At 70.9% G+C, this 19,728-nt stretch carries 17 protein-coding genes; 11 read left to right on the top strand and 6 right to left on the bottom strand.

All coding sequences use genetic code 11. The features are described 5' to 3' along the window. Positions 1-65: 65 nt before the first annotated feature. From ACFWP5_RS06550 to ACFWP5_RS06540, 3 genes are all read left to right on the top strand, one after another. Positions 66-1,136 carry an alpha/beta fold hydrolase gene (locus ACFWP5_RS06550; RefSeq protein WP_384151185.1) on the top strand — a complete coding sequence of 357 codons (1,071 nt, stop codon included), beginning with the start codon at positions 66-68 and terminating at the stop codon, positions 1,134-1,136. 112 nt (positions 1,137-1,248) lie between these two features. Next, the gene (locus ACFWP5_RS06545) at positions 1,249-1,866 is read left to right on the top strand and encodes a VOC family protein (protein WP_384151182.1); all 618 of its coding nucleotides are present in this window, start codon (positions 1,249-1,251) and stop codon (positions 1,864-1,866) included. Between the two features lie 594 nt (positions 1,867-2,460). Then, positions 2,461-3,315, top strand: coding sequence for an MHYT domain-containing protein (locus ACFWP5_RS06540; RefSeq protein ID WP_384151179.1), 855 nt, complete (start codon positions 2,461-2,463; stop codon positions 3,313-3,315). Between the two features lie 387 nt (positions 3,316-3,702). On the opposite strand, the gene ACFWP5_RS06535 is transcribed toward ACFWP5_RS06540, so the two are convergent. Both ACFWP5_RS06535 and ACFWP5_RS06530 read right to left on the bottom strand, forming a co-directional pair. Beyond that, positions 3,703-3,828 (bottom strand): hypothetical protein, encoded by a 126-nt coding sequence (locus ACFWP5_RS06535; protein WP_384151176.1) that lies wholly within the window; start codon positions 3,826-3,828, stop codon positions 3,703-3,705. Between the two features lie 33 nt (positions 3,829-3,861). Next, complete coding sequence (locus tag ACFWP5_RS06530; protein ID WP_384151172.1) at positions 3,862-4,404, bottom strand: GbsR/MarR family transcriptional regulator; 543 nt, start codon at positions 4,402-4,404, stop codon at positions 3,862-3,864. A gap of 124 nt (positions 4,405-4,528) precedes the next feature. Here ACFWP5_RS06530 and ACFWP5_RS06525 point away from each other — a divergent pair, with 124 nt between their 5' ends. The 5 genes from ACFWP5_RS06525 to ACFWP5_RS06505 all read left to right on the top strand — a co-directional run bounded on the left by ACFWP5_RS06525 (position 4,529) and on the right by ACFWP5_RS06505 (position 10,815). Continuing rightward, positions 4,529-6,094: a GMC family oxidoreductase gene (locus tag ACFWP5_RS06525; protein WP_384151169.1), complete on the top strand. Its 1,566-nt coding sequence runs from the start codon at positions 4,529-4,531 to the stop codon at positions 6,092-6,094. A gap of 37 nt (positions 6,095-6,131) precedes the next feature. Then, the gene (locus tag ACFWP5_RS06520) at positions 6,132-7,580 is read left to right on the top strand and encodes an aldehyde dehydrogenase family protein (protein WP_384151166.1); all 1,449 of its coding nucleotides are present in this window, start codon (positions 6,132-6,134) and stop codon (positions 7,578-7,580) included. Next, a complete protein-coding gene (locus tag ACFWP5_RS06515; RefSeq protein WP_384151163.1) occupies positions 7,577-8,719 on the top strand; it encodes a M20 family metallopeptidase in 1,143 nt (380 codons plus the stop codon). The genes ACFWP5_RS06520 and ACFWP5_RS06515 overlap by 4 nt, the downstream gene beginning before the upstream one ends. A gap of 130 nt (positions 8,720-8,849) precedes the next feature. Further along, complete coding sequence (locus ACFWP5_RS06510; protein WP_384151160.1) at positions 8,850-9,737, top strand: helix-turn-helix domain-containing protein; 888 nt, start codon at positions 8,850-8,852, stop codon at positions 9,735-9,737. Between the two features lie 112 nt (positions 9,738-9,849). Further along, positions 9,850-10,815, top strand: coding sequence for an SMP-30/gluconolactonase/LRE family protein (locus ACFWP5_RS06505; RefSeq protein WP_384151158.1), 966 nt, complete (start codon positions 9,850-9,852; stop codon positions 10,813-10,815). A gap of 55 nt (positions 10,816-10,870) precedes the next feature. Here the strand turns inward: ACFWP5_RS06505 and ACFWP5_RS06500 are convergent, their stop codons facing one another. Together ACFWP5_RS06500 and ACFWP5_RS06495 are read right to left on the bottom strand one after the other, a co-directional pair. Next, on the bottom strand, positions 10,871-12,547 hold the full coding sequence (locus tag ACFWP5_RS06500) for an MFS transporter (protein ID WP_384151371.1): 1,677 nt from the start codon (positions 12,545-12,547) through the stop codon (positions 10,871-10,873). Positions 12,548-12,708: 161 nt separating this feature from the next. Next, positions 12,709-13,149, bottom strand: coding sequence for a MarR family winged helix-turn-helix transcriptional regulator (locus tag ACFWP5_RS06495; RefSeq protein WP_384151155.1), 441 nt, complete (start codon positions 13,147-13,149; stop codon positions 12,709-12,711). A gap of 72 nt (positions 13,150-13,221) precedes the next feature. Here ACFWP5_RS06495 and ACFWP5_RS06490 point away from each other — a divergent pair, with 72 nt between their 5' ends. The 3 genes from ACFWP5_RS06490 (at position 13,222) to ACFWP5_RS06480 (ending at position 15,988) form a co-directional block, all read left to right on the top strand. Further along, a complete protein-coding gene (locus tag ACFWP5_RS06490; RefSeq protein ID WP_384151152.1) occupies positions 13,222-14,109 on the top strand; it encodes a PfkB family carbohydrate kinase in 888 nt (295 codons plus the stop codon). Positions 14,110-14,193: 84 nt separating this feature from the next. Then, positions 14,194-14,388: a hypothetical protein gene (locus ACFWP5_RS06485; RefSeq protein ID WP_384151149.1), complete on the top strand. Its 195-nt coding sequence runs from the start codon at positions 14,194-14,196 to the stop codon at positions 14,386-14,388. Between the two features lie 133 nt (positions 14,389-14,521). Continuing rightward, a complete protein-coding gene (locus tag ACFWP5_RS06480; protein ID WP_384151146.1) occupies positions 14,522-15,988 on the top strand; it encodes an FAD-binding protein in 1,467 nt (488 codons plus the stop codon). Between the two features lie 23 nt (positions 15,989-16,011). Here ACFWP5_RS06480 and ACFWP5_RS06475 read toward each other — a convergent pair whose 3' ends face one another. Further along, positions 16,012-18,795 (bottom strand): ATP-binding protein, encoded by a 2,784-nt coding sequence (locus ACFWP5_RS06475; protein ID WP_384151143.1) that lies wholly within the window; start codon positions 18,793-18,795, stop codon positions 16,012-16,014. Between the two features lie 152 nt (positions 18,796-18,947). Then, positions 18,948-19,655 carry an SDR family oxidoreductase gene (locus tag ACFWP5_RS06470; RefSeq protein WP_384151140.1) on the bottom strand — a complete coding sequence of 236 codons (708 nt, stop codon included), beginning with the start codon at positions 19,653-19,655 and terminating at the stop codon, positions 18,948-18,950. Positions 19,656-19,728 lie beyond the last annotated feature (73 nt).

Below are 19,728 nucleotides of genomic sequence, written 5' to 3'. Positions count from 1 at the left end.
GAACCTGATCAAGGCCGCTTTCCGGTGGGCGGCACTCCGGCATCCCCACAGGCAGGACGGTTCACATGATCAACAGGCGAGCTCTCGGGAAGACCCTTGGGGCGGGGGCCGCGGGGACTGCGGCGGCGTCCCTGGCGGGATGGTTCGGCTCGTCTCCCGCGTCCGCCGCGACGGCCGCTTCCTCCGGGAGCGATGCGTCAACTGCCGGGCGGGCGACGGGCCTTACGTCCTCCGCGATGTCCTTCGAGTCACTGAAGCAGGTCAAGGCCGGTGAGCTGAACATCGGTTACGCGGAAGTCGGCCCGGCGAAGGGGCCGGTGGTCGTCCTGCTGCACGGATGGCCGTACGACATCCACAGCTACGTCGACGTCGCGCCGCTGCTGGCCGCCGAGGGATACCGGGTGATCGTCCCCTACCTGCGGGGCTACGGCACCACCACGTTCCGGTCGTCGAAGACCTTCCGCAACGGTCAACAGGCCGTGGTCGCGCTGGACATCATCGCCCTGATGGACGCCCTGCGGATCGAGAAGGCGTTGCTCGGCGGCTTCGACTGGGGTGGGCGGACGGCCGACATCATCGCGGCGCTGTGGCCCAAGCGGTGCAAGGCGCTGGTCTCGGTGACCGGCTATCTCATCACCAACCGGGAGAAGAACAAGCAACCGCTGCCGCCGGCGGCCGAGTTGGCGTGGTGGTACCAGTACTACTTCGCCACCGAGCGCGGGGAGCTGGGCCTGGCCCAGTACGGGCACGACTTCGCCAAGCTGATCTGGCGCAACGTCTCCCCGACCTGGCACTTCGACGACGCCACCTTCGACCGCACCGCGAAGGCCTTCGAGAACCCCGACTACGTGAGCATCGTGATCCACAACTACCGCTGGCGGCTGGGCCTCGCGGCGGGAGACCCGCGCCACGACGGCATCGAGGCCAAGCTCGCCGCGGGCCCGGCCGTCACCGTGCCCACGATCACCCTCGACGGTGAGCTGGATCCCTTCACTCCGGCGGGCGACGGGAGCGCGTACCGCGCCAAGTTCACCGGCCCGTACGGCCACCGCGCCCTCGACGGCATCGGTCACAACGTGCCGCAGGAGGCTCCAGAGGCGTTCGCGCAGGCCGTTCTGGACGCCGACCGCCTCTGATGTTCCGACCGCCCCTGATGTCGTGGACCAGTGACCATCCCGGGCGCGAACCGGGGTCGTAGGGGCGAATCTGGTGGTGACGGAAGTTCGTCCGAGAACGGAGGCGCATCCCATGGACATGAAGCTCGAAGTCGTCGTGGTGCCGGTCGGGGACGTGGACCGGGCCAAGGACTTCTATACGGCGCTGGGCTGGCGGCTCGACGCCGACGTCGCCACCGGCGAGAACTTCCGGGTGGTACAGGTGACCCCGCCGGGCTCCCCGGCCTCGGTCATCTTCGGCACCTCGGTCACGTCCCAGACACCGGGCTCGGCCCAGGGCCTGCACCTGATCGTGGACGACATCGCCGCCGCCCACGACGAACTCAAGCGGCTCGGTGCTGACCCGAGCGACGTGTTCCACGACGAGGGCGGCGTCTTCCACCATGCCGGGACCGACGCCCGCGTGCCCGGTCCGGACCCGAAGCGCAGCAGCTACGGCTCGTTCCTGTCGTTCAGCGACCCGGACGGCAACGGCTGGATCCTGCAGGAGATCACCACTCGGCTCCCGGGCCGCCTGGACCCCGCGGCCACGACCTTCGCCTCGGCCGAGGACCTGGCGAGCGCACTGCGCCGAGCTGCCGCGGCGCACGGCGAACACGAGGCGCGGACCGGCGCGGAGGATCCGGACTGGCCCGACTGGTATGCGGAGTACATGGTGCGTGAGCAGGCGGGTACCGAGTTGCCGTCGTGAGTACGGCGGCCTGCGGTCGCGCGGGGTGTCATCAGAACCCCCTGCACCCGGAGTCCTCCGTGACCCTCGCCGCGCTTCACCCGCCCGAGCGGACTGGCGAGATCCTCCACGTCAACGGCGGCCGGAGCGCCGGACGTTGAGCTCGTGGTGGCCCAACTCGCCGTAGTGGTGGGCTTTGTGGGCAGTGGTGGCGATGTATCGATTCGGCTAACACCTATCCGGATTGTGCAGGAAATGTGTACACCTTGTGATTGAATCATGCACAACTCGGCCAGGTGGCCAGATCTCGACCGTTCGGGTCCCCGTGTCCTGTCGCTCATCAGCAGGATGTCCGCGCGCTCGCGCAGGTCAGTCCGCCCGGCCGAGCCGGTACGAACGTGCGGCAGGGGCGGGAGTGGTCGATCCGCGCGCGCCCCTGCCGTAGCGCACCCTGTGTCCCCGCGCCCCTCCCGACCGGAGGCCGAACACCGGCCCGCGCCCGGCATGAACCGCAACCGTCCGCGGTCCGCCGGACGGGAGCGTGCGCCACGTCACCGTGCCGGCACACCGCGACTGCGGTGCCGCCTGCCGTCACGTACGTGAAGGGACCCCTCCATGACCGTCACAGCCACCGCCGCCACCGTCTCGGACTTCTACTACGGCGCGGTGACCCCGGTCGCCGCCTATCTGATGGCGTGTCTGGGAGCGGCCCTCGGGCTGCGGTGCACGACCCGGTCGCTGCGCCGACCGCAGCACAGAGCCCGCTGGCTGGCGCTGGGGGCCGTCTCGATCGGCTGCGGGATATGGACCATGCACTTCATCGCGATGATCGGCTTCAGCGTCGAGGGCGCGCTGGTCGACTACGACGCCACGAAGACGCTCCTGAGCCTCGTCGTGGCGATCGCGGTGGTCGCCGTAGGAGTGTTCCTCGTCGGCTACCGGGGCGGATCCCCGCTGAACCTGGGTGTGGCGGGTGTGGTCACCGGGCTCGGTGTGGCGGCCATGCACTACCTCGGGATGGCCGCCATCCACACGGACGGCACCCTTCACTACGACGCCCCGACCGTGGTGCTCTCCGTCGCGATCGCCATCGCCGCCGCCACCGCGGCACTGTGGGCGGCGGTCTCCATCCACGCGCTGTGGGCGAGCCTCGGCGCGAGCCTGGTGATGGGCGTGGCCGTGACCGGCATGCACTACACCGGCATGGCCGCGGTCTCCGTCCACCTCACGAATCTGGCCGGGTCATCGCAGTCCTCGGCCGACCTGGTCGCCTTCCTCCTGGTGATGCTCGCCGGGCCGCTCCTCGTCCTCCTGGTCGCCGCCGTGATCGTCATGTTCGACCCCGACATGATGCTCGGCGAGGGCGACGCGCAGACATCGGAGCCCGCGCCCGCCCCGCTGTTCGGCAGCGACTCCGTGTTCCCGCCGAAGGAGCCGGCCCAGCCGTCGCAGAGCCGCACCTCCTGGTGACCTGACCTGACCTGACCTCGACATCGCGAGCAGGCATACGGCCGTCCGCCGTGAGATCCGAGGGGTGTTGCGCGAGGAGCATGACCTCGATGCTCATGTGGGGGAACGGCGGGAGGTCCCACAGGGGCGCGACCAGCTCGATCGCGGCGTCCTCGGCGGCCGTACCCCGCGCCGCGGCGCGCAGTTCGTCCCACAGCCGACGGGCGCCGATGTGAAAGGTCGCGAGCGCGTCCTGGACGGGCAGGCCGTAGTACGCCCTCCGGCGCGACTCGGACTGGATGTCCGGCAGTTGCCCGGCCGTCGGTTCCACATCGAGGGCGAGACCCCGCAGGAGGCCGCGCAGCCGGCTGTGCACGGTCGTGCGCTGCTCGGCCGGCGGCAGCGCCGCTACGAGGGGATCTCGCGCCTGATGTCGTCGGTGACGACGTCGCTGAGATCGTCGAGCCGCGACAGCAGGGATTCGCACAGCACGCGCAGCGGATGCCCGTCGGGCCGGACCGGAGAGGACGTCACGCTCCACACTGCCGAATCGACAAAGCGGCCATGTCAATCCTCGTCACGCGGAGTGACAGGTGCCGGCCGTGTGCCGAGCGGCTCGGCGAGCCGCTGTCCGGCGTGCAACCGCTGGTATCCGTCGAGCAGTTGCCGCGTCTCACGCACCATGAACTCGTAGTAGGTGTGCATGTCGCGCAGCCGCGTCCGCTGGACCTCCGGCAGCGTCCTTCCGCGGTCCTGCGCGGCCCGCGCGAGTTCCAACAGCTGCTCGGTCTGGTCGAGTTGGTGTTGCAGGCAACCGCTCCAGGCGTCGTCGCGCCACACATAGCCGGCTTGCCGCACACCGGGCACCTTGACCCGCTCGACCGTGCCGTTGGTGATGAGCAGGCGGGTCATCTCCGATGCCGAGCCCTTGCTGGCTCCCAGCGCCTCCTGCAGTTCCGCCAACGTCATGGGGTCCGGGCTGAGCACCAGTACGCCTGCCAGCCGTCCGGCCATGGGCGGCCACCCCATCGCACGCCCGATCCGCTGGCCGAAGTCCTCGACCAGCCGCGCGTCGTCGATGGCTGCGCTGTCGTCGGCGGCTCGCGACACCGATCCCCTCCGTACAGAAAAAAATGAATGTTCAGTCTTGACTGAACTTTGCTGGTAGGTCAGATTACCAGCATCCGTGCGGCAGTCACCGGCGCGGAACGCTCCCGCAGCAAGGGGTAGACAGATGGCACAGCACGACCGGGACCTGATCGTCGTCGGCGCGGGTTCCGCGGGTGCGGTGATCGCCGCCCGCGCCGCCGCCCGCGGCCGACGGGTTCTGCTGCTGGAGGCGGGCCCCGACTACCGCTCGGCGCAGATGCCGGAGGTGTGGCGCTCGCCGAATCCAGTGGTCGCCCTCATGGATCCCACCGCCTCGGAACACCTGGTGTGGACCGGCCTCAACTCCTCGCGCACCGAGAAGCAGCCGCAGGCGCCGTACTGGCGCGGCCGGGGTGTGGGCGGCAGTTCGTCCGTCAACGGCCAGATCGCGATCCGGCCGCCGATGGAGGACTTCGAGGAGTGGGCCCGACTCGGCTGCACCGGGTGGGCGCCTGAGGACGTGCTGCCGTACTTCGCCAGGCTGGAGGACGACGGCGAGTACGGCGACCGGCCTCACCACGGCCGTGGCGGACCGACCCCGATCCACCGGAACCCGAAGAACGCCTGGGGGAGTGTCGACCGAGCCCTGGCCGACGCGGCCCTGGCGGCCGGGTTCGGCTGGGCGCCCGACGTCAACGCCCCCGGCGCCACCGGGGTTTCGCCCTACCCGATCAACTCCCGCGACGCGCGGCGCGTCAGCGTCAACGACGCCTACCTCGAACCCGCACGTGACCTGCCCGGCCTCACCGTCCGCGGCGACGCACTGGTGGACAGCGTCGTCTTCGAGGGCGACCGCGCGATCGGCGTGCGTGTGGTGATCGACGGCTCCGTCGTCACCGAGTACGCGGACGAGGTGGTCCTGAGCGCGGGTGTGATCCACTCCCCGGCGATCCTGCTGCGCTCGGGCATCGGCCCCGCCGGTCAACTGCGGGCGCTGGGCATCGAGGTCCGCCAGGACCTCCCGGTCGGTGTCGGCATGCAGGACCACGCGATGGCGGTGCTCTCGCTGCCGCTGCGGCCCGAAGCCGCCATCAAGTCGCCGCACGACCGGCACACGAACGTCTGCGTGCGCTGGTCCAGCGAATCGGGCACGCACTCCGACGACCTCATGTTCGTCTCCCTCAACCAGAACGTGCTGGCCATGGCCACGGCGAACGCGGACGCGCACGTGGGCGGCTTCGGGGTCTGGCTGAACCGGACGCACTCGCGCGGCGAACTCACCCTGGTCTCGACCGACCCTTCGGTGCACCCGCACGTCGTCCAGCGGATGCTGTCCGACGCACGCGATCTCGGCCCGATGCGGGAAGGGGTGCGTGCCCTCGTCGAGTTGGGCCGCAGCGCCGCGAGCGCGGCCATCCTCGACGGATCGCTCGACGAGGCGAACCGGCCGCTGTTCGACGTCCTCGCGCACGACGGCGACCTCGACGACCACCTGTTGTCCACGGCCCTCGACGCCCAACACGGCACGAGCACCTGCCGGATGGGCGCCCCCGGGGCCGCCGAGACGGTCGTGGACCCGAAATGTCGGGTGCAGGGTGTCCGAGGCCTGCGGGTCGTGGACGCCTCGATCTTCCCTTCCGTGCCCCGGGCCAACACCAACCTCGCCGCCATCATGACCGGCGAACTCATGGCCGACCGGCTCGACGTCTGACACCGCCGACACCACCCCGTACCGAACAGAAACGGCCATGACCATGGAAACCCTGCAGAACTTCATCGGCGGTCGATGGGAAGAACCGGCCGGCGAGGACGTCGTGGCCGTGGTCAACCCCGCCACCGAGGAAGCCGTCGCGCACTTCCGCGCGGGCAACGCCGACGACGTCGACCGCGCTGTGACCGCCGCCGTCGCGACACAGCCCGCGTGGGCCGCGTTCACCGTCGCGGAGCGTGTGAACTCAATTCACGCCTGGGCCGACGAGATCGTCGTACACGCCGCTGAACTGGCCGAACTGGAATGCCGGGAGATGGGCAAACCGATCGCCCTCGGACAGTCCTTCATCGAGGGGGCGGCGGCCGGGCTGAAGGCCGCCGCGGACCAGGCACTCACCTATCCGTTCGGCGAAACGGTGACCGGTCCCGCAGGGGAGCGCACCGACATCGTCCGCCACCCGCTGGGCGCCACCGCCGTGATCACCCCGTGGAACTTCCCGGTCGTCATGGTCCTCGGCGCACTCGGCCCGCTGCTCGCCGCCGGCAACACCGTCGTGGTCAAGCCCTCCGAGCGATCCCCGATCTCGACCGTGCGGCTGGTCGAACTGGCCGCCTCCACCGGGCTCCCCGCAGGGGTGCTCAATCTGGTCCTGGGCGACGGCCGCACCGGCGCGGCCCTGACGGAACACGAGGACGTCCAACTCGTCCACTTCACCGGCTCGGTCGGAGCCGGCCGCGCCGTCGGGACGGCGACCGGACACCGCCTGCGCCGCTGCGTCCTCGAACTCGGCGGAAAAGACCCCGTGTTGATCGACGCCGGAGTCGACCCGGTGGCGACCGCGCAGGCCGTCGCGTTCGGCGCGTTCGTCAACACCGGCCAGATCTGCACCTCCATGGAGCGGATCTACGTTCATGAGCGCATCGCGGACGAGTTCGTCGAGGCGCTCGTCGCCGCCGCGCAAACCTTCACCCTCGGCGACGGTACGGACCCCGGCACGGTGCTCGGACCGCTGGTGGACGCGCGGCAACGCGAGACCGTACGTCGCCACGTCGAGGACGCCGTTCACAAGGGCGCCACCGTGCGCACCGGCGGAGCGGCACCGGAACGCCCCGGCTACTTCTACCCGGCGACCGTCCTCACCGACGTCGACGACACCATGCTCGTGATGACCGAGGAGACCTTCGGCCCGATCGCCCCCGTCGTCGTCGTATCCAGCTTCGAGGAGGGCCTCGCCTGCGCCGCCGACTCTCGCTACGGCCTCGCCGCCACCGTGTACACCGACGACCCCGATCACATCGCGGTGGCCGCACATCTGCCGGTGGGCGTCGTCTGGGTCAACCAGTGGCAGGGCGGCGGCCCCGAACGCCTCTACGAACCCGCCCGCGACAGCGGCATGGGGGCCACCGGCGCCCGTGCCGCGTACGACGCGGCGACCCGGCCCGCAGCGGTGCACATAGCCGCCACTGCCCCGACGGCCGGCCGATGACCACCGCCAAGGAGGCGGCCGCACGGCGGATCCGCGCCGCCGCCGACGACCTGATCGCCCTCTCGCACCGGATCCACGCCCACCCCGAACTCGCCTTCGAGGAGCACCGCGCCAGTCGATGGGTCGCCGACGCCCTGAGCGAGGCGGGCTTCGAGGTCCGGCACGGCTGCTACGACCTCCCGACCGCGGTGGAGGCGACGGTCGGCACCGGGCCCATCCACGTCGCGATCTGCGCGGAGTACGACGCCCTGCCCGGCATCGGACATGCCTGCGGCCACAACGTCATCGCCGCCGCAGCCGTCGGCGCCGGCATCGGACTCGCCGCCTTGGCGGACGAACTCGGCCTGACCGTACGGGTGTTGGGCACTCCCGCCGAGGAAGGCGGCGGTGGCAAGGTGTTGATGCTCGAACAGGGCGCCTTCGACGGCGTGCACGCGGCCATGATGGTCCACCCGGCCGCGGTCGAGATGGCGGCGATGCCCGGCCTGGCCGTGACCCAGTTCGAGGTGGCCTACGAAGGCAAGGCGGCACACGCGGGCGCCTATCCCGAGCTCGGCGTCAACGCCGCCGACGCCATGACCGTCGCCCAGGTGGGCATCGGCCTGCTGCGCCAGCAGACCACCGCCACCGACCGCATCCACGGCATCACCACCGAATCCGGCTCCGCCCCCAACGTCATCCCCGACACCAGCCGAGGCCGCTGGATCGTGCGCAGCGACAGCCTGGACGCCCTGCGGCCCCTGCGCCGGCGAGTACACCGCTGCTTCGAAGCGGGCGCACTGGCCACCGGCTGCGAACTGACCACCACCCAGGTCGGCCCCGACTACGCCGACCTGCGCCCGGACCACGACCTGCTACGGCTGTGGGTCGCCAACGCGACGGCACTCGGCCGCCGCTTCCCCGACCTCCCGAGCAGCGTCGTGGGCGCCGCCACCGACATGGGCAACGTCTCCCATGTCGTACCGACCATCCACCCCATGCTCGGGCTGGACTGCGGGCCCGCGGTCAACCACCAGCCGGAATTCACTGCTGCGTGCATCACCGGCGCAGCTGACCGGGCCGTGCTCGACGGAGCGATCGGCATGGCGTGGACGGCTGTGGACGTCGCCCTCGATGCGGGCGCGCGCGCCGCCGTGTGAGTCATCGCCCGCTTCGACGAACTCATCGAGGGGCGCGCGGGTTTGGAAGTGATCGTCTCGGCCGGACCCACCGTTGCCTACCCAGAGTTGGGGCAGGCTGCGCGCGCGACGGCTGACCATACTGAGATCCGTGAAAGGGAAAACGCAGCTCGGGGACTTTCTGAAGGCTCGGCGTTCCCACCTCCGTCCTGAGGACGTCGGGGTGGTCACGTACGGGGAGCGGCGACGCGTGCCGGGGCTTCGACGCGAGGAGTTGGCGCTGCTCGCCGGAGTGAGCGTCTCGTACTACACGCGGCTGGAACAGGGACAGGCGCCGAGCGCGTCGCCCGAGGTGCTGGACGCGCTGGCCTTCGCCCTGCGGCTCGACGAGCCCGAGCGGCGCTATCTGCACGACCTGGCCCGCGCGGGCAGACAGCGCCCACGGGGCCGGCGGCTCGCGCCGGAGCGCCTGACGGAAGAGAACGCCCAACTGCTCGACGTACTGGGCGACGCGCCCGCGATTCTGCTGGGCCGATGCAGCGACGTGCTGGCGTGGAACCGCCTGGGGCACGCGCTGTTCGCCGGTCACCTGGACCGCGACGCCCCGGACCGGCCGGCCCAGCGGCCGAACATGGCCCGGCTCGTGTTCCTGGACCCGCACACCCGGGACCTGTACGCGGACTGGCCGAGCAAGGCCAGGGCGGTGGTGGGAACCCTCCGCCTGGTGGCGGGCCGGTCCCCCGACGACGCGGCACTGCACGCACTGGTGGGTGAACTGAGCGCCAAGAGCGCCGAGTTCGCCTCGATGTGGGCCGACCACCGGGTCAAGTCACACATGCTCGCCTCGTACGAGATGCGGCATCCGCTGGTGGGCCCGCTGACGGTCGTCCAGCAGACCCTCGGTCTCGGGCGCGGCACCAGCGTCGTGGTCGCCACCACCCCGGCGGGCTCGTCCTCACGGGCGGCGCTGACTCTGCTCGCGCAGGCCGCCGTACCGACCGAGTCGGCGCGGACACCTGCCCGGGCCGCCACGGACTGACCCCACGCTCGACAACTTCCCGCCCGCTCGCCGCACCACCACGTCGGCACATCGCTGACGCGTGCCCGAAAACCACCGACCACAGAACCGACCCGCACCAAGGAGCCGACCCATGCTCAAGAAGTTCACCAAGTCCGCCGTGTCCACGGCCGTCGTCGTCGCGGCCGCAGCCGTGACGCTCGGCCCGGTTCCCGCCTCGGCCGCCTCCGCGCCGCTGAGCGATGCCCGGATCGCACGCCACTTCGACCTGGCCAAGGGCCAGACGCCGGAGAACGTCGTACTGGCTCCGGACGGCAGCGCCTACGTCACCTTCGCCGCCGCCCGCCAGATCGCGCGGCTCTCTCCCCACGACACCCCACAGATCCTGGCCACCCTGCCCGCACCCGCGGACGGCGGAATCCACACCCCTGTCCTGGGCTTCGCCCTGACCTCCGGCATCGTCAGGGCCCACGACGGCACCCTGTACTTCCTGTACGCCACCGGCACCGCCGACCTCACCGGCGTATGGCGGCTGCGCCCCGGCGGCACACCGGAGCGGATCGCCGCGCTGCCTGCTGACGGACTGCCCAACGGCCTTGCCCTGGACGCCCGTTCACACACCCTCTACGCCACCGACTCCGTACGCGGCACTGTCTGGACGGTGCCCGTCTCCGGTGGCACACCCACCGCCTGGTCCGCCGCACCCGAACTGGCGTCGACCGGTTTCCTCGGCGCCAACGGCCTGAAGATCCGGGGCGGGGCGCTCTGGGTCACGAACCTCGACCGTGGCACCGTCCTGCGCATCCCCGTGCTCCGGGACGGACGCGCGGGCGGGGTCCGGACCGAGGTCACCGGTCTGCCGGGGATCGACGACTTCGCCTTCACCGGCCGCGGTGACCAGCTGCTGGCCACCCTCAACGGTTCGAGCGAGGTCGTGCTCGTCGAGCCCCACGGCAGCCCCACCACGGTGCTGACGGCGGCCGACGGCCTGCAGAACCCCACGTCGATCGCCCTGCGCGGTGACACGGCCTACGTCCTGAGCGCGGCCTACGTCACCGCCCAGGACCCCAACCTGGTGCTCGCCCACCTGAACCACTGACCATCCGGCCTGCTCCGGCAGACCGGCCACCGAGCAGGTGGGACCAACTCGGTTGCTACGACGCCCCGTTGGGCCCCGCCTGCGAAGCCTCGGCCGTCTCCGCGGGGGCGGTCGGCAGATGTGCCGGGGACGGTTCGGGTTCCGGGTCGGGCTTGTGGCCGCCGCGCAGGGCCGAGGCGACCGCGGAGACCAGGGCCATGCCCGTGGCGACGCTGAAGACGATTGTCAGGCCGTGGTGGAACGGGCCGGAGACCAGCTGGGGGAAGAAGGTGTGACCGGTCAGGACGGCGCGCTGGGCGGCGGTGACGTGGTCGAGGGTGCCGTTGGACGCGAGCAGGTGCTGGATGGGGTTGTTGCCGAGGAACGTGGCGAACAGGGTGCTCACCGGAGGCAGTGACGCGGCCTGTTCGGCGGCGCCGGTCGGAACGCCGTGCAGCTGGAGTCCGTGGCTCAGGGTCCTGGGCAGCGAGGACGCGAGCCCGGACACCATGAGGGAGAAGAACACGCCGATGGAGAGAGCCGTGCCCGAGTTCTGGAACGTGGAGCGCATGCCCGAGGCGACACCCCGGTACTCGCTCGGCACGCTGCCCATGATGGACGACGTGTTCGGCGCGGAGAACATGCCCTGGCCCAGCCCGTTGAGCAGCAGCAGTGCCGCGAACATCCCGTAGTCGAAGTCGATGGGCAGCGCGAGCAGACCGAGGAAGGAGAGCGCGACGACGATCAGCCCCGTCGTCGAGAACATGCGGGCGCCGAACCGGTCCGACAGATAGCCGGACAGGGGCCCGGCGATGAGGAAGCCGAGCGTGAGCGGGAGCATGAAGATGCCCGCCCACAGCGGGGTGTCCTCGTAGTCGTAGCCGTGCAACGGCAGCCAGATGCCCTGCAACCAGATGATCAGCATGAACTGCAGCCCGCCCCGGGCGATCGCGGTCAACAGGGCGGCCAGGTTGCCCGCGGCGAAGGCGCGCACCTTGAACAGGGCCAGGTTGAACATCGGTTCGGCGATGTGCGTCTCGACGTAGCAGAAGACCAGCAGCAGTACGACGCCGCCGATCAGGCCGCTGAGCACCCACGGGTTTCCCCAGCCGGTGGCGCTGCCGCCGTAGGGCTGGATGCCGTAGGTGATGCCCGCGAGGAGGATTCCGGCGCCGGCCGCGAAGGTGAGGTTGCCCAGCCAGTCGATGCGGCCGGGGCGGCCCGCCGAGGTCTCGCGCAGGCTCAGGTACGACCAGATCGTGCCGGTGATACTGATCGGCACGCTCACCCAGAACACCGCGCGCCAGTCGACGACGGCCAGCAGACCACCGGCGAGAAGGCCGAGGAACTGGCCGGCGAGCGCGGTGATCTGGTTGATGCCGAGCGCCATTCCGCGCTGCCGGGCAGGGAAGGCGTCGGTGAGGATGGCGGCCGAGTTCGCGGTGAGCATGGAACCGCCGAAGGCCTGCACGACGCGCCAGAGGATCAGCCACATCGCCCCCGCACCCGCGCGGAACGGATCGAGGGACAGCGCGACGGACGCGCACGCGAAGATAAGGAAGCCGATGTTGTAGATCTTCACCCGGCCGAACATGTCACCGAGCCGGCCGAGCACGACGACCAGCACCGCCGAGACCAGCAGATAGCCCAGGATCATCCAGAGCAGATAGCCGATGTTGCCCGGCGCGAGCGGATCGAGGCCGATACCGCGGAAGATCGCCGGCAGCGAGATGATCACGATCGAGGCGTCCATCGTGGCGATCAGCACGCCGAGCGTGGTGTTCGACAGCGCGACCCACTTGTAGTTCGGACCGACGGGACCGTCCTTACGACGCCCCGAGCGCACGGTGCTCAGCAGCGACGGCCGACCGTCCCCGTTCCCCTGGCCGTCGCCGGGTATGTGCGCCCGCTCGGTCACAGTCGCTCCGCCAGTCGGTCGAGCAGGGGCAGGGCCGACGCGAGGGTTGCGCGCTCCTCCGCGGTGAACTCGTCGAGGACGGCCCCGAGCCGGTGGACCGACTCGGAGCGCCGCTCGGCAAGCATGGCGCGTCCGTCGTCCGTGATCGCCACGATGCTCCGCCGCCCGTCCGCGGCATCGGGGCTACGGCGGACGAGCCCGCGCTGTTCGAGCAGTGCGAGCGTGCTCGCCATCGCCTGCGGGCGTACCCGCTCCGTCTCGGCGAGGGACGTAGGCGACTCGGAGCCGTCGCGGGCGAGCCGGGCCAGGACCGAGACTCCGGAGAGTGACACGTCCCCCACGGCGTGCGCCTGGCGCAGGCGACGCGTCACCCGGCCCACCGCGAGCCGCAGCTCGGACGCGAGCCGAGCGGTGTCGTTCGGACTGTCCACCTTCATGAGTACTAACAGTAGATTTATCAGCCTGAACTGCTCAACCAATTGTAAGTAAATGGCGCGAGGAGGTTGCTGGTGGAGAGAGGACGCCCCACAGGGCTGTTCGTCGGTCTGTGCACCCTGGACGTCATCCAGCTCGTGGACCACGCACCGGGCTCGAACGAGAAACTCACGGCCCGGGAGCAGGTGGTCGCCGCGGGCGGCCCGGCGGCGAACGCGGCCGTTGCCTTCGGCTACTTGGGCGGCGCGGCCACGCTCCTGACGGCAATTGGCGCCCACCCGTTGGGAGTTGGGGCGGCGGCCGACCTGAACGCGCTGGGCGTCGCTGTCTCCGACCTGGCAGCCGACTCGGCGGAACCGCCCGCGGTCTCCTCCATCCTGGTGACCGCGGCCACCGGGGAACGCGCCGTCGCCTCGATCAACGCGACGGCACACCGGCTCGCCCCGCCCGACGATCTCGACGCGCTGGTGACGGCCTGCGACCTCGTCGAGTTCGACGGCCACCACATGGAACTGGCCGTGGCCGCGGCGCGCTCCGCGCGTGCCCTCGGCCGTACAACCCTTTTCGACGGCGGCAGTTGGAAGGCAGGCACACAGGACCTGCTGCCGCTGATCGACGTGGCCGTCTGCTCGGCCGACTTCCGCCCACCCGGCACGAGCACACCGACGGACACGTTGCCCTTCCTGCGGGAACACGGGGTCGTCTGGTCGGCGGTGAGTGGGGGAGGGGACCCCATCGTCTGGGCAGGCCCGGACGGCGAGGGCACGGTGGACGTGCCGTCGGTGAAGGTGACGGACACGCTGGGCGCGGGCGACGTTCTGCACGGGGCCCTCGCCCATCACCTCGCGCTGCAGGGCCGCCCGATGTCGGAGGGCTTCGTCGAGGCGCTGAGCGGAGCAGCCGTCGTGGCCTCGCGGGCCTGCGCCTCGTTCGGCACGCGGGCGTGGATGCGGGAGAGGTGACCCGGGGCGACTCGTCCGGGCCTGAGAAGATCATCGGGAACGTACGCGTCACCGGACCGTACGTACGCATCAGGGGTGGGAAACATGATCGTTGTATTGCTGCTCGGTGTCTTGGTGCTCCTCATCGGCGGGTGCGCATGTGTGTTCTGGGCCGAGCGCGGCGGGCCCCGCTGGGCCCGCGTCGTGGCGACCGTGACACTCACCGCGAGCGAAATGCTGCGCAGCTCCGAGAAGAAGCGGCGTCGCGGCCTGAACCCGGGCAGTCAGGACGACGACTAGCAAGGTCAGGTCGCCGCGACACGTGCCGAACCGGTCGGGGAACTCGCCCGGACGGACCCCTTCTCCGTACCCCAACGTGCCTAGACTGAGCCGTCGTTGATCGTTTTCACCCGGACGGTCTCAGGAGGACCACATGCCCCGCACCCCGTCTCGACGTACCGCTCTGCGCGGCCTGGTCGCAGGTTCAGCCGTGGTGATCGGCTTTGATCCCTTCACCCGCGGCTGGGCGGTGACCGACACCGGACGGCCGCTCAGCGGCGTACCCCCTCTGGACGGGACGCTCCACACCGACGACGCGTCACTCAGCGCCGACGCCGACGACTTCGGGCACATCGTGCACCGGCGTCCGGCCGCGGTGCTGCGGCCCGGCTCCGTGCGGGACGTCGTCGCGATGGTGCGGTTCTGCAACCTGCACGGACTCCGTGTGGCCCCGCGCGGACAGGGCCACGGTACGAACGGACAGGCGCAGGTCGAGGGCGGCCTCATCATCGAGACCGAGCCGCTCGCCTCCATCGGCCCTGTACGGACGGACAGTTCGCGCGTCACGGTCGGCGCGGGCGCGAAGTGGAGCGACGTCGCCAAGGCTGCCATCGCCAATGGCCTCACCCCGCCCGTCTTCACCGACTACCTCGAACTCTCCGTCGGCGGCACCCTCTCCGTCGGCGGCCTGGGCGGCCAGAGCCACCAGCACGGCGCACAGGTCGACAACGTCCTCGAACTCGAAGTCGTCACCGGAGCAGGGGAGTTGCTCCGCTGCTCCCCGACCCGCCACCGCGACCTCTTCCACGCCGTGCTCGCCGGTCTGGGGCAGTGCGCGGTGATCGTCGGCGCCACCCTGCGACTGGTCCCGGCCCCGGAGACCGTACGGCACTACCTCCTTCCGTACGGCGACCTCCAGACCTTCCTCGACGACCAGCAACTCCTCGCCACCGAGGGGCGTTTCGCCTACCTCGAAGGCCAGGTCAGCCCGGACACCGCCGGAGCCTTCAACCAGTTCGCCATCGAGGCCGTCGCCTACGGGCCGCCGGTGGGGGGCACCCCCGACGACACGGCTCTGCTGCGGGGCCTGCGCTACGTCGCGTCCGGCGCCCAGATCACCGACCTCGGCTACTACGACTTCCTCGACCGGCTCGCCGCGTCCGTGGCCGCGCTGAAGGAAGCGGGCCTGTGGGCCTACGCCCACCCCTGGCTCAACCTGGTCATGCCGGGCCGTAGAACCGCCGAGGTGGCCGGCACCCTGCTGGACGCGCTCACCCCGGCCGACCTGGGACCCGGCGTCGTCCTCCTGTACCCGCTGGTGCGCGAGCACCTCCGCACCCCGCTGCTGCGCATGCCCGACGACCCGGTGCCCTACCTGTTCGCGGTCCTCCGTGCCGCGCCGCCCGAGGACACCGCGACCGTACGACGACTGCTGAGCGCCAACCGGTCCGCGTACGAGACGGTCCAGGCGGCCGGCGGCACCCAGTACCCGGTCGGCTCGGTCCCCTTCCAACACGCCGACTGGAAGCGGCACTTCGGGCCGGTATGGCAGCGGTTCGCCGAGGCCAGGAAGACGTACGACCCGAACGGGATCCTGGTTCCGGGGCAAGGAATCTTCTGATCAGCCGAGCCGCTCCGGCGGACCTAGTCGGGAGGCAGGTCCGCCAGCGCGTCGCGCAGTGCGGCGCGGGAGGCCACACCCAGTTTGGGAAAGAGCTGACGCAGGTGGGCGGCGACGGTGCGGGGGGAGAGGAAGAGGCGTTCGGCGATCTGTTTGTTGGTGAGGCCGGCTGCCGCGAGGAGGGCGATCTCCCGTTGCTGGGGCGTCAGTGACGCCGGTCCGGTGACCCCGGCGGCTCCGACGGACAGGCCGGTCGCCCTCAGCTCGTTGCCTGCCCGGGCCGTCCAGGGGCGGGCGCCGAGCCGCTCGAAAGTGTCGATGGCGTCGGCGAGTTGGGTGCGCGCCTCCGTGGTGGACTTCAGCCGGCGGAGGCGTTCGCCGTAGGAGAGGCGGACCCGCGCCAGCTCGAAGGGCCAGCGCTCGGTGCCGGGTACGGTGAGTGCCTCCTCGAACAGGTCGGTCGCTTCGTGGTCGACGGCTGCGATCGCCGCCGACGCCTTCACCAGGAGGGCCAGCCGTGGCGAGATCGCGGCGATGCCTGCCTCAAGTGCCGCCGCAGCGTGGGCCGTTGCCTCCGAGGTACGGCCCGTTCTGACCGCGGACTCGACGAGATCCATGACGACGAACAGGGCCGGGGGAACGTGCGAGGCGAGTTCCCCGGCGCGGCTGATGGCGCACGCGTGCCGGTAGGCGTCCTCGAACCTGCCCTGGCCGAGCGCGGCGAGCGTCCTCGCGTGCGAGGCGCACGACAGGTAGGAGCCCACACCGCGCGGTGTCGCCCACAGGGTCATCTCGTCCGTGAGGGCTTTGGTGGCGGTCTCGTCGCCTCGGGCGGCGGCGACCAGCGCGCGTTGGTACAGGAACTCCGTCGACAGCAGCTGGTAGCTGTGGGCCTCGCCCAGGTCCCGGCCCTGTGCGGCCTGTGCCTCCAACTCGTCCCACTCACCTGCCGCGAAATGGTCCCTGCCCAGGTACACCAGTCCCTGGATCTCCACGGTGAGCGAGCTGTTGTCCCGTCCGTCGCGCAGCACGCGCCGCAGCGCCGTCCTGCACGCCGGCAGCCGGTCCACGTAGAGGGAGGTCATGGCGAGCCGGATGACGCGGACCGGGTCGGCCTCCTGGTCGAGGGAGGCGATGGCCTCGTCGAGTTTCCCGAGCGCGGGCGGTGCCGTGCGAGCGGGGTCGGCCATTGCGCTGAGGGTCAGGGCGAGTTGGTCCGGGACCTCCGGTTTCAGCAGGCCGAGCGCCCGGTGCAGGGGCTTCCACAGCTCCGTGCGCTGACTGCTCTGGCACAGCCAGGCGAGGGTGTACAGCGCGTCGATCATGGTGGGATCGGCGGCGTCGTACGGCTGGTGCTGCATGTCGATCGCGCCGACGAGCAGCCGGTGGGCGGTGTCCAGGTCGCCCTCACCGCTGAGGAGGATGTGGTGCGCGGCGGCGACCGCGGCGACCAACGGTCCGGCCCGTCCGCCGTCGGCCAGGCGGGCCTCTTCGAGCAGTCGGGGCACATCGCGCAGATCGCCCGTCAGGTCCGCGCCGAGATAGGCCGCCTCGGCGATGCGGCGACTGCGCTCGTAGCCGCGCGGGCTCAGCTCCGCGGCGCGCAGCAGCGCGGCGATGGCGCCGCCCGCGTCACCGCGCCGCACGGTGTCGCGCGCCACTTCCTCCAGCAGACTCGCGACATCTTCGGCGGGCTCGACCGTGGCATGGGCGAGGTGCCAGGCGCGTCGCTCGGGCCGGTCGGACCAGTACTCCGCCAGGGCGCGATGCACCTCACGACGCTGCTCGCTGGTGGAGAGTTCCACGACGGCGGAGCGCGTGAGGGGATGGCGGAACGCCAGTCGGCCGGTGGTCGCGTCCACGAGTCCCGCTCGCTCCGCGTGCGCCAGGTGTTCCATGCCGGTCCGCTCGGACGTGGCCGCCGCGAGGACGCGCAGATCACCGGTGCCGTCCAGGACCGCGTACAGGAGGAGCAGCCGCGTCGAGGCGGGCAGTGTCTCGACGCGGGACGCGAACACGGCCTGGAGGCGGCGGCTCAGCGGCAGCAGCTCGGGGAGCGCGGTTCCGGAGCGCTGGGAGCCGCTGAGCGCGACGGGCAGTTCCAGCAGGGCGAGTGGGTTGCCCTGCGCCTCCGACAGGAGCCGCTCCCGCACGCGCGGGGCCAGGGACGGGGAACGGGCCTGGATCAACGCCGCCGCAGCCGTCGTATCGAGGGGCTGTACGTCGTGATGGGGCACTCCGCCGCGTTCGAAGAAGCTTCCCTCCCCCGACCGGTAGGCGCCGAGGAAGCCGACCCGGCTGCCGCCCAGGCGGCGCGCGACGAAGCCCAGCACCACGGCGCTGGCACGGTCCAGCCACGGGAGATCGTCGACGATCACCAGCAACGGGCGCTCCGCGGCGGCCTGGACGAGCAGAGACAGCGCAGCATTCGACACCAGCAACTGGTCGGAGGGTGCGCCCTGGTCCAGGCCCAGCGCGACGCTCAGGGCGGTGCGGTACGGGTCGGTCAGGCGATCGAGCCCGGCCAGCAGCGGCTGAAGGACCTGGTGGAGACCCGCGAAACTGATGGTGCTCTCGAACTCCACACCGGCGGCGCGCACAACCCGCGTGCCCGCGCCGCGAGCCTGTCCGGCCGCGGCGTCCAGCAACACCGTCTTGCCGACACCGGCGTCCCCGGACAGCAGCAGTGCCCCGCCGGAGACCATGGCCTCGTCGACGAATCCCCGAACCAGCCCGAGGTCGTGGTCACGGCCGACGAGCGTCTCGGCCGGATTCGACGGCGGAGGCCCGTCCCCGTCCCCATCCATGCGAGCCTCCCTTCCGACCTCGGACTTTACGCCTGGCCTCCGCAGGACAGCTGCCTCGCCGTACGGGCCCGTCACCGTCATCGCATGAACAAGCCGCCGTTGACGTCGAGCGTGGCGCCGGTGATGTACCCGGTGTCGTCCCTCGTCAGGTGTCACACGAGTGCGGCCACCTCCTCCGGCCGCCCGAACCTGCCTACTGGAATGCGGTCGGTGGCGCGCTGCAACGCCTCGGCGGGGAGATCGTCCATGACAGGCGTCTGTACGGCCGCGGGAGCCACGGCGTTGACGGTGATGCCGTAGGCAGCGAGTTCCTGCGCGAAGACCTTGGTCGGCACCAGCACGCCCGCTTTCGCCGCGGCGAAGTGCGGGCCGGCGACCAGCCCGCCCTGCTGACCCGCCAGCGAAGCGACGTTGATGACACGGCCCCAGCCGCGCTCGCGCATCGCCGGTGCGCAGAGGCGGGTGAGGACGAGGACGCTGCGCAGGTTGGTGGCCATGAGGGTGTCCCACTCGTCGAGATCGACGTCCCACACCGAGCCGGGTGCCGTACGCGCCGCGTTGTTGACCAGCACGTCGGGGCTGTTCCATGTCGAGGACACCGCCTGTACCGCGCGCTGTGTCCCCTCGGGGTCGCTGACGTCGGCGTGCAGCGCCATGGCCGAATCCCCGTCAGGATCAAGGGTTTTGGCCAGGGCCTGCGCGCCGGTGTCGTCCTGGTCCAGCAGTGCCACCCGTAGGCCGCGTCGGTGGAGTTCGCCGGTGATCGCGGCGCCGATGCCACGGGCGGCACCGGTGACCAGAGCGACCTTGCGGACCGCTGTCGGTCGGATCGAGTCCGCTGATGGTCGGGGTGCACCCACCGGTTCGGGTCTCCTTCACTTTCACTGCTCGGATCGGACGACATCGGTATGTCGGTACATCGGTATGTCGGTA

It is taken from the genome of Streptomyces sp. NPDC058469, from assembly GCF_042721125.1.
Taxonomy (GTDB): domain Bacteria; phylum Actinomycetota; class Actinomycetes; order Streptomycetales; family Streptomycetaceae; genus Streptomyces.
The sequence above is the reverse complement of the archived record's forward strand: the minus strand, read 5'-3'. Positions and strand labels throughout refer to the sequence as shown.

What these genes read in the sequence shown, in the direction of transcription:
- ACFWP5_RS06550 (WP_384151185.1), top strand. Translation starts at nt 66, where the DNA reads ATGATCAACAGGCGAGCTCTCGGGAAGACCCTTGGGGCGGGGGCCGCG.
- ACFWP5_RS06545 (WP_384151182.1), top strand. Translation starts at nt 1,249, where the DNA reads ATGGACATGAAGCTCGAAGTCGTCGTGGTGCCGGTCGGGGACGTGGAC.
- ACFWP5_RS06540 (WP_384151179.1), top strand. Translation starts at nt 2,461, where the DNA reads ATGACCGTCACAGCCACCGCCGCCACCGTCTCGGACTTCTACTACGGC.
- ACFWP5_RS06525 (WP_384151169.1), top strand. Translation starts at nt 4,529, where the DNA reads ATGGCACAGCACGACCGGGACCTGATCGTCGTCGGCGCGGGTTCCGCG.
- ACFWP5_RS06520 (WP_384151166.1), top strand. Translation starts at nt 6,132, where the DNA reads ATGACCATGGAAACCCTGCAGAACTTCATCGGCGGTCGATGGGAAGAA.
- ACFWP5_RS06515 (WP_384151163.1), top strand. Translation starts at nt 7,577, where the DNA reads ATGACCACCGCCAAGGAGGCGGCCGCACGGCGGATCCGCGCCGCCGCC.
- ACFWP5_RS06505 (WP_384151158.1), top strand. Translation starts at nt 9,850, where the DNA reads ATGCTCAAGAAGTTCACCAAGTCCGCCGTGTCCACGGCCGTCGTCGTC.
- ACFWP5_RS06500 (WP_384151371.1), bottom strand. Translation starts at nt 12,547, where the DNA reads ATGGACGCCTCGATCGTGATCATCTCGCTGCCGGCGATCTTCCGCGGT.
- ACFWP5_RS06495 (WP_384151155.1), bottom strand. Translation starts at nt 13,149, where the DNA reads ATGAAGGTGGACAGTCCGAACGACACCGCTCGGCTCGCGTCCGAGCTG.
- ACFWP5_RS06485 (WP_384151149.1), top strand. Translation starts at nt 14,194, where the DNA reads ATGATCGTTGTATTGCTGCTCGGTGTCTTGGTGCTCCTCATCGGCGGG.
- ACFWP5_RS06480 (WP_384151146.1), top strand. Translation starts at nt 14,522, where the DNA reads ATGCCCCGCACCCCGTCTCGACGTACCGCTCTGCGCGGCCTGGTCGCA.
- ACFWP5_RS06475 (WP_384151143.1), bottom strand. Translation starts at nt 18,795, where the DNA reads ATGGATGGGGACGGGGACGGGCCTCCGCCGTCGAATCCGGCCGAGACG.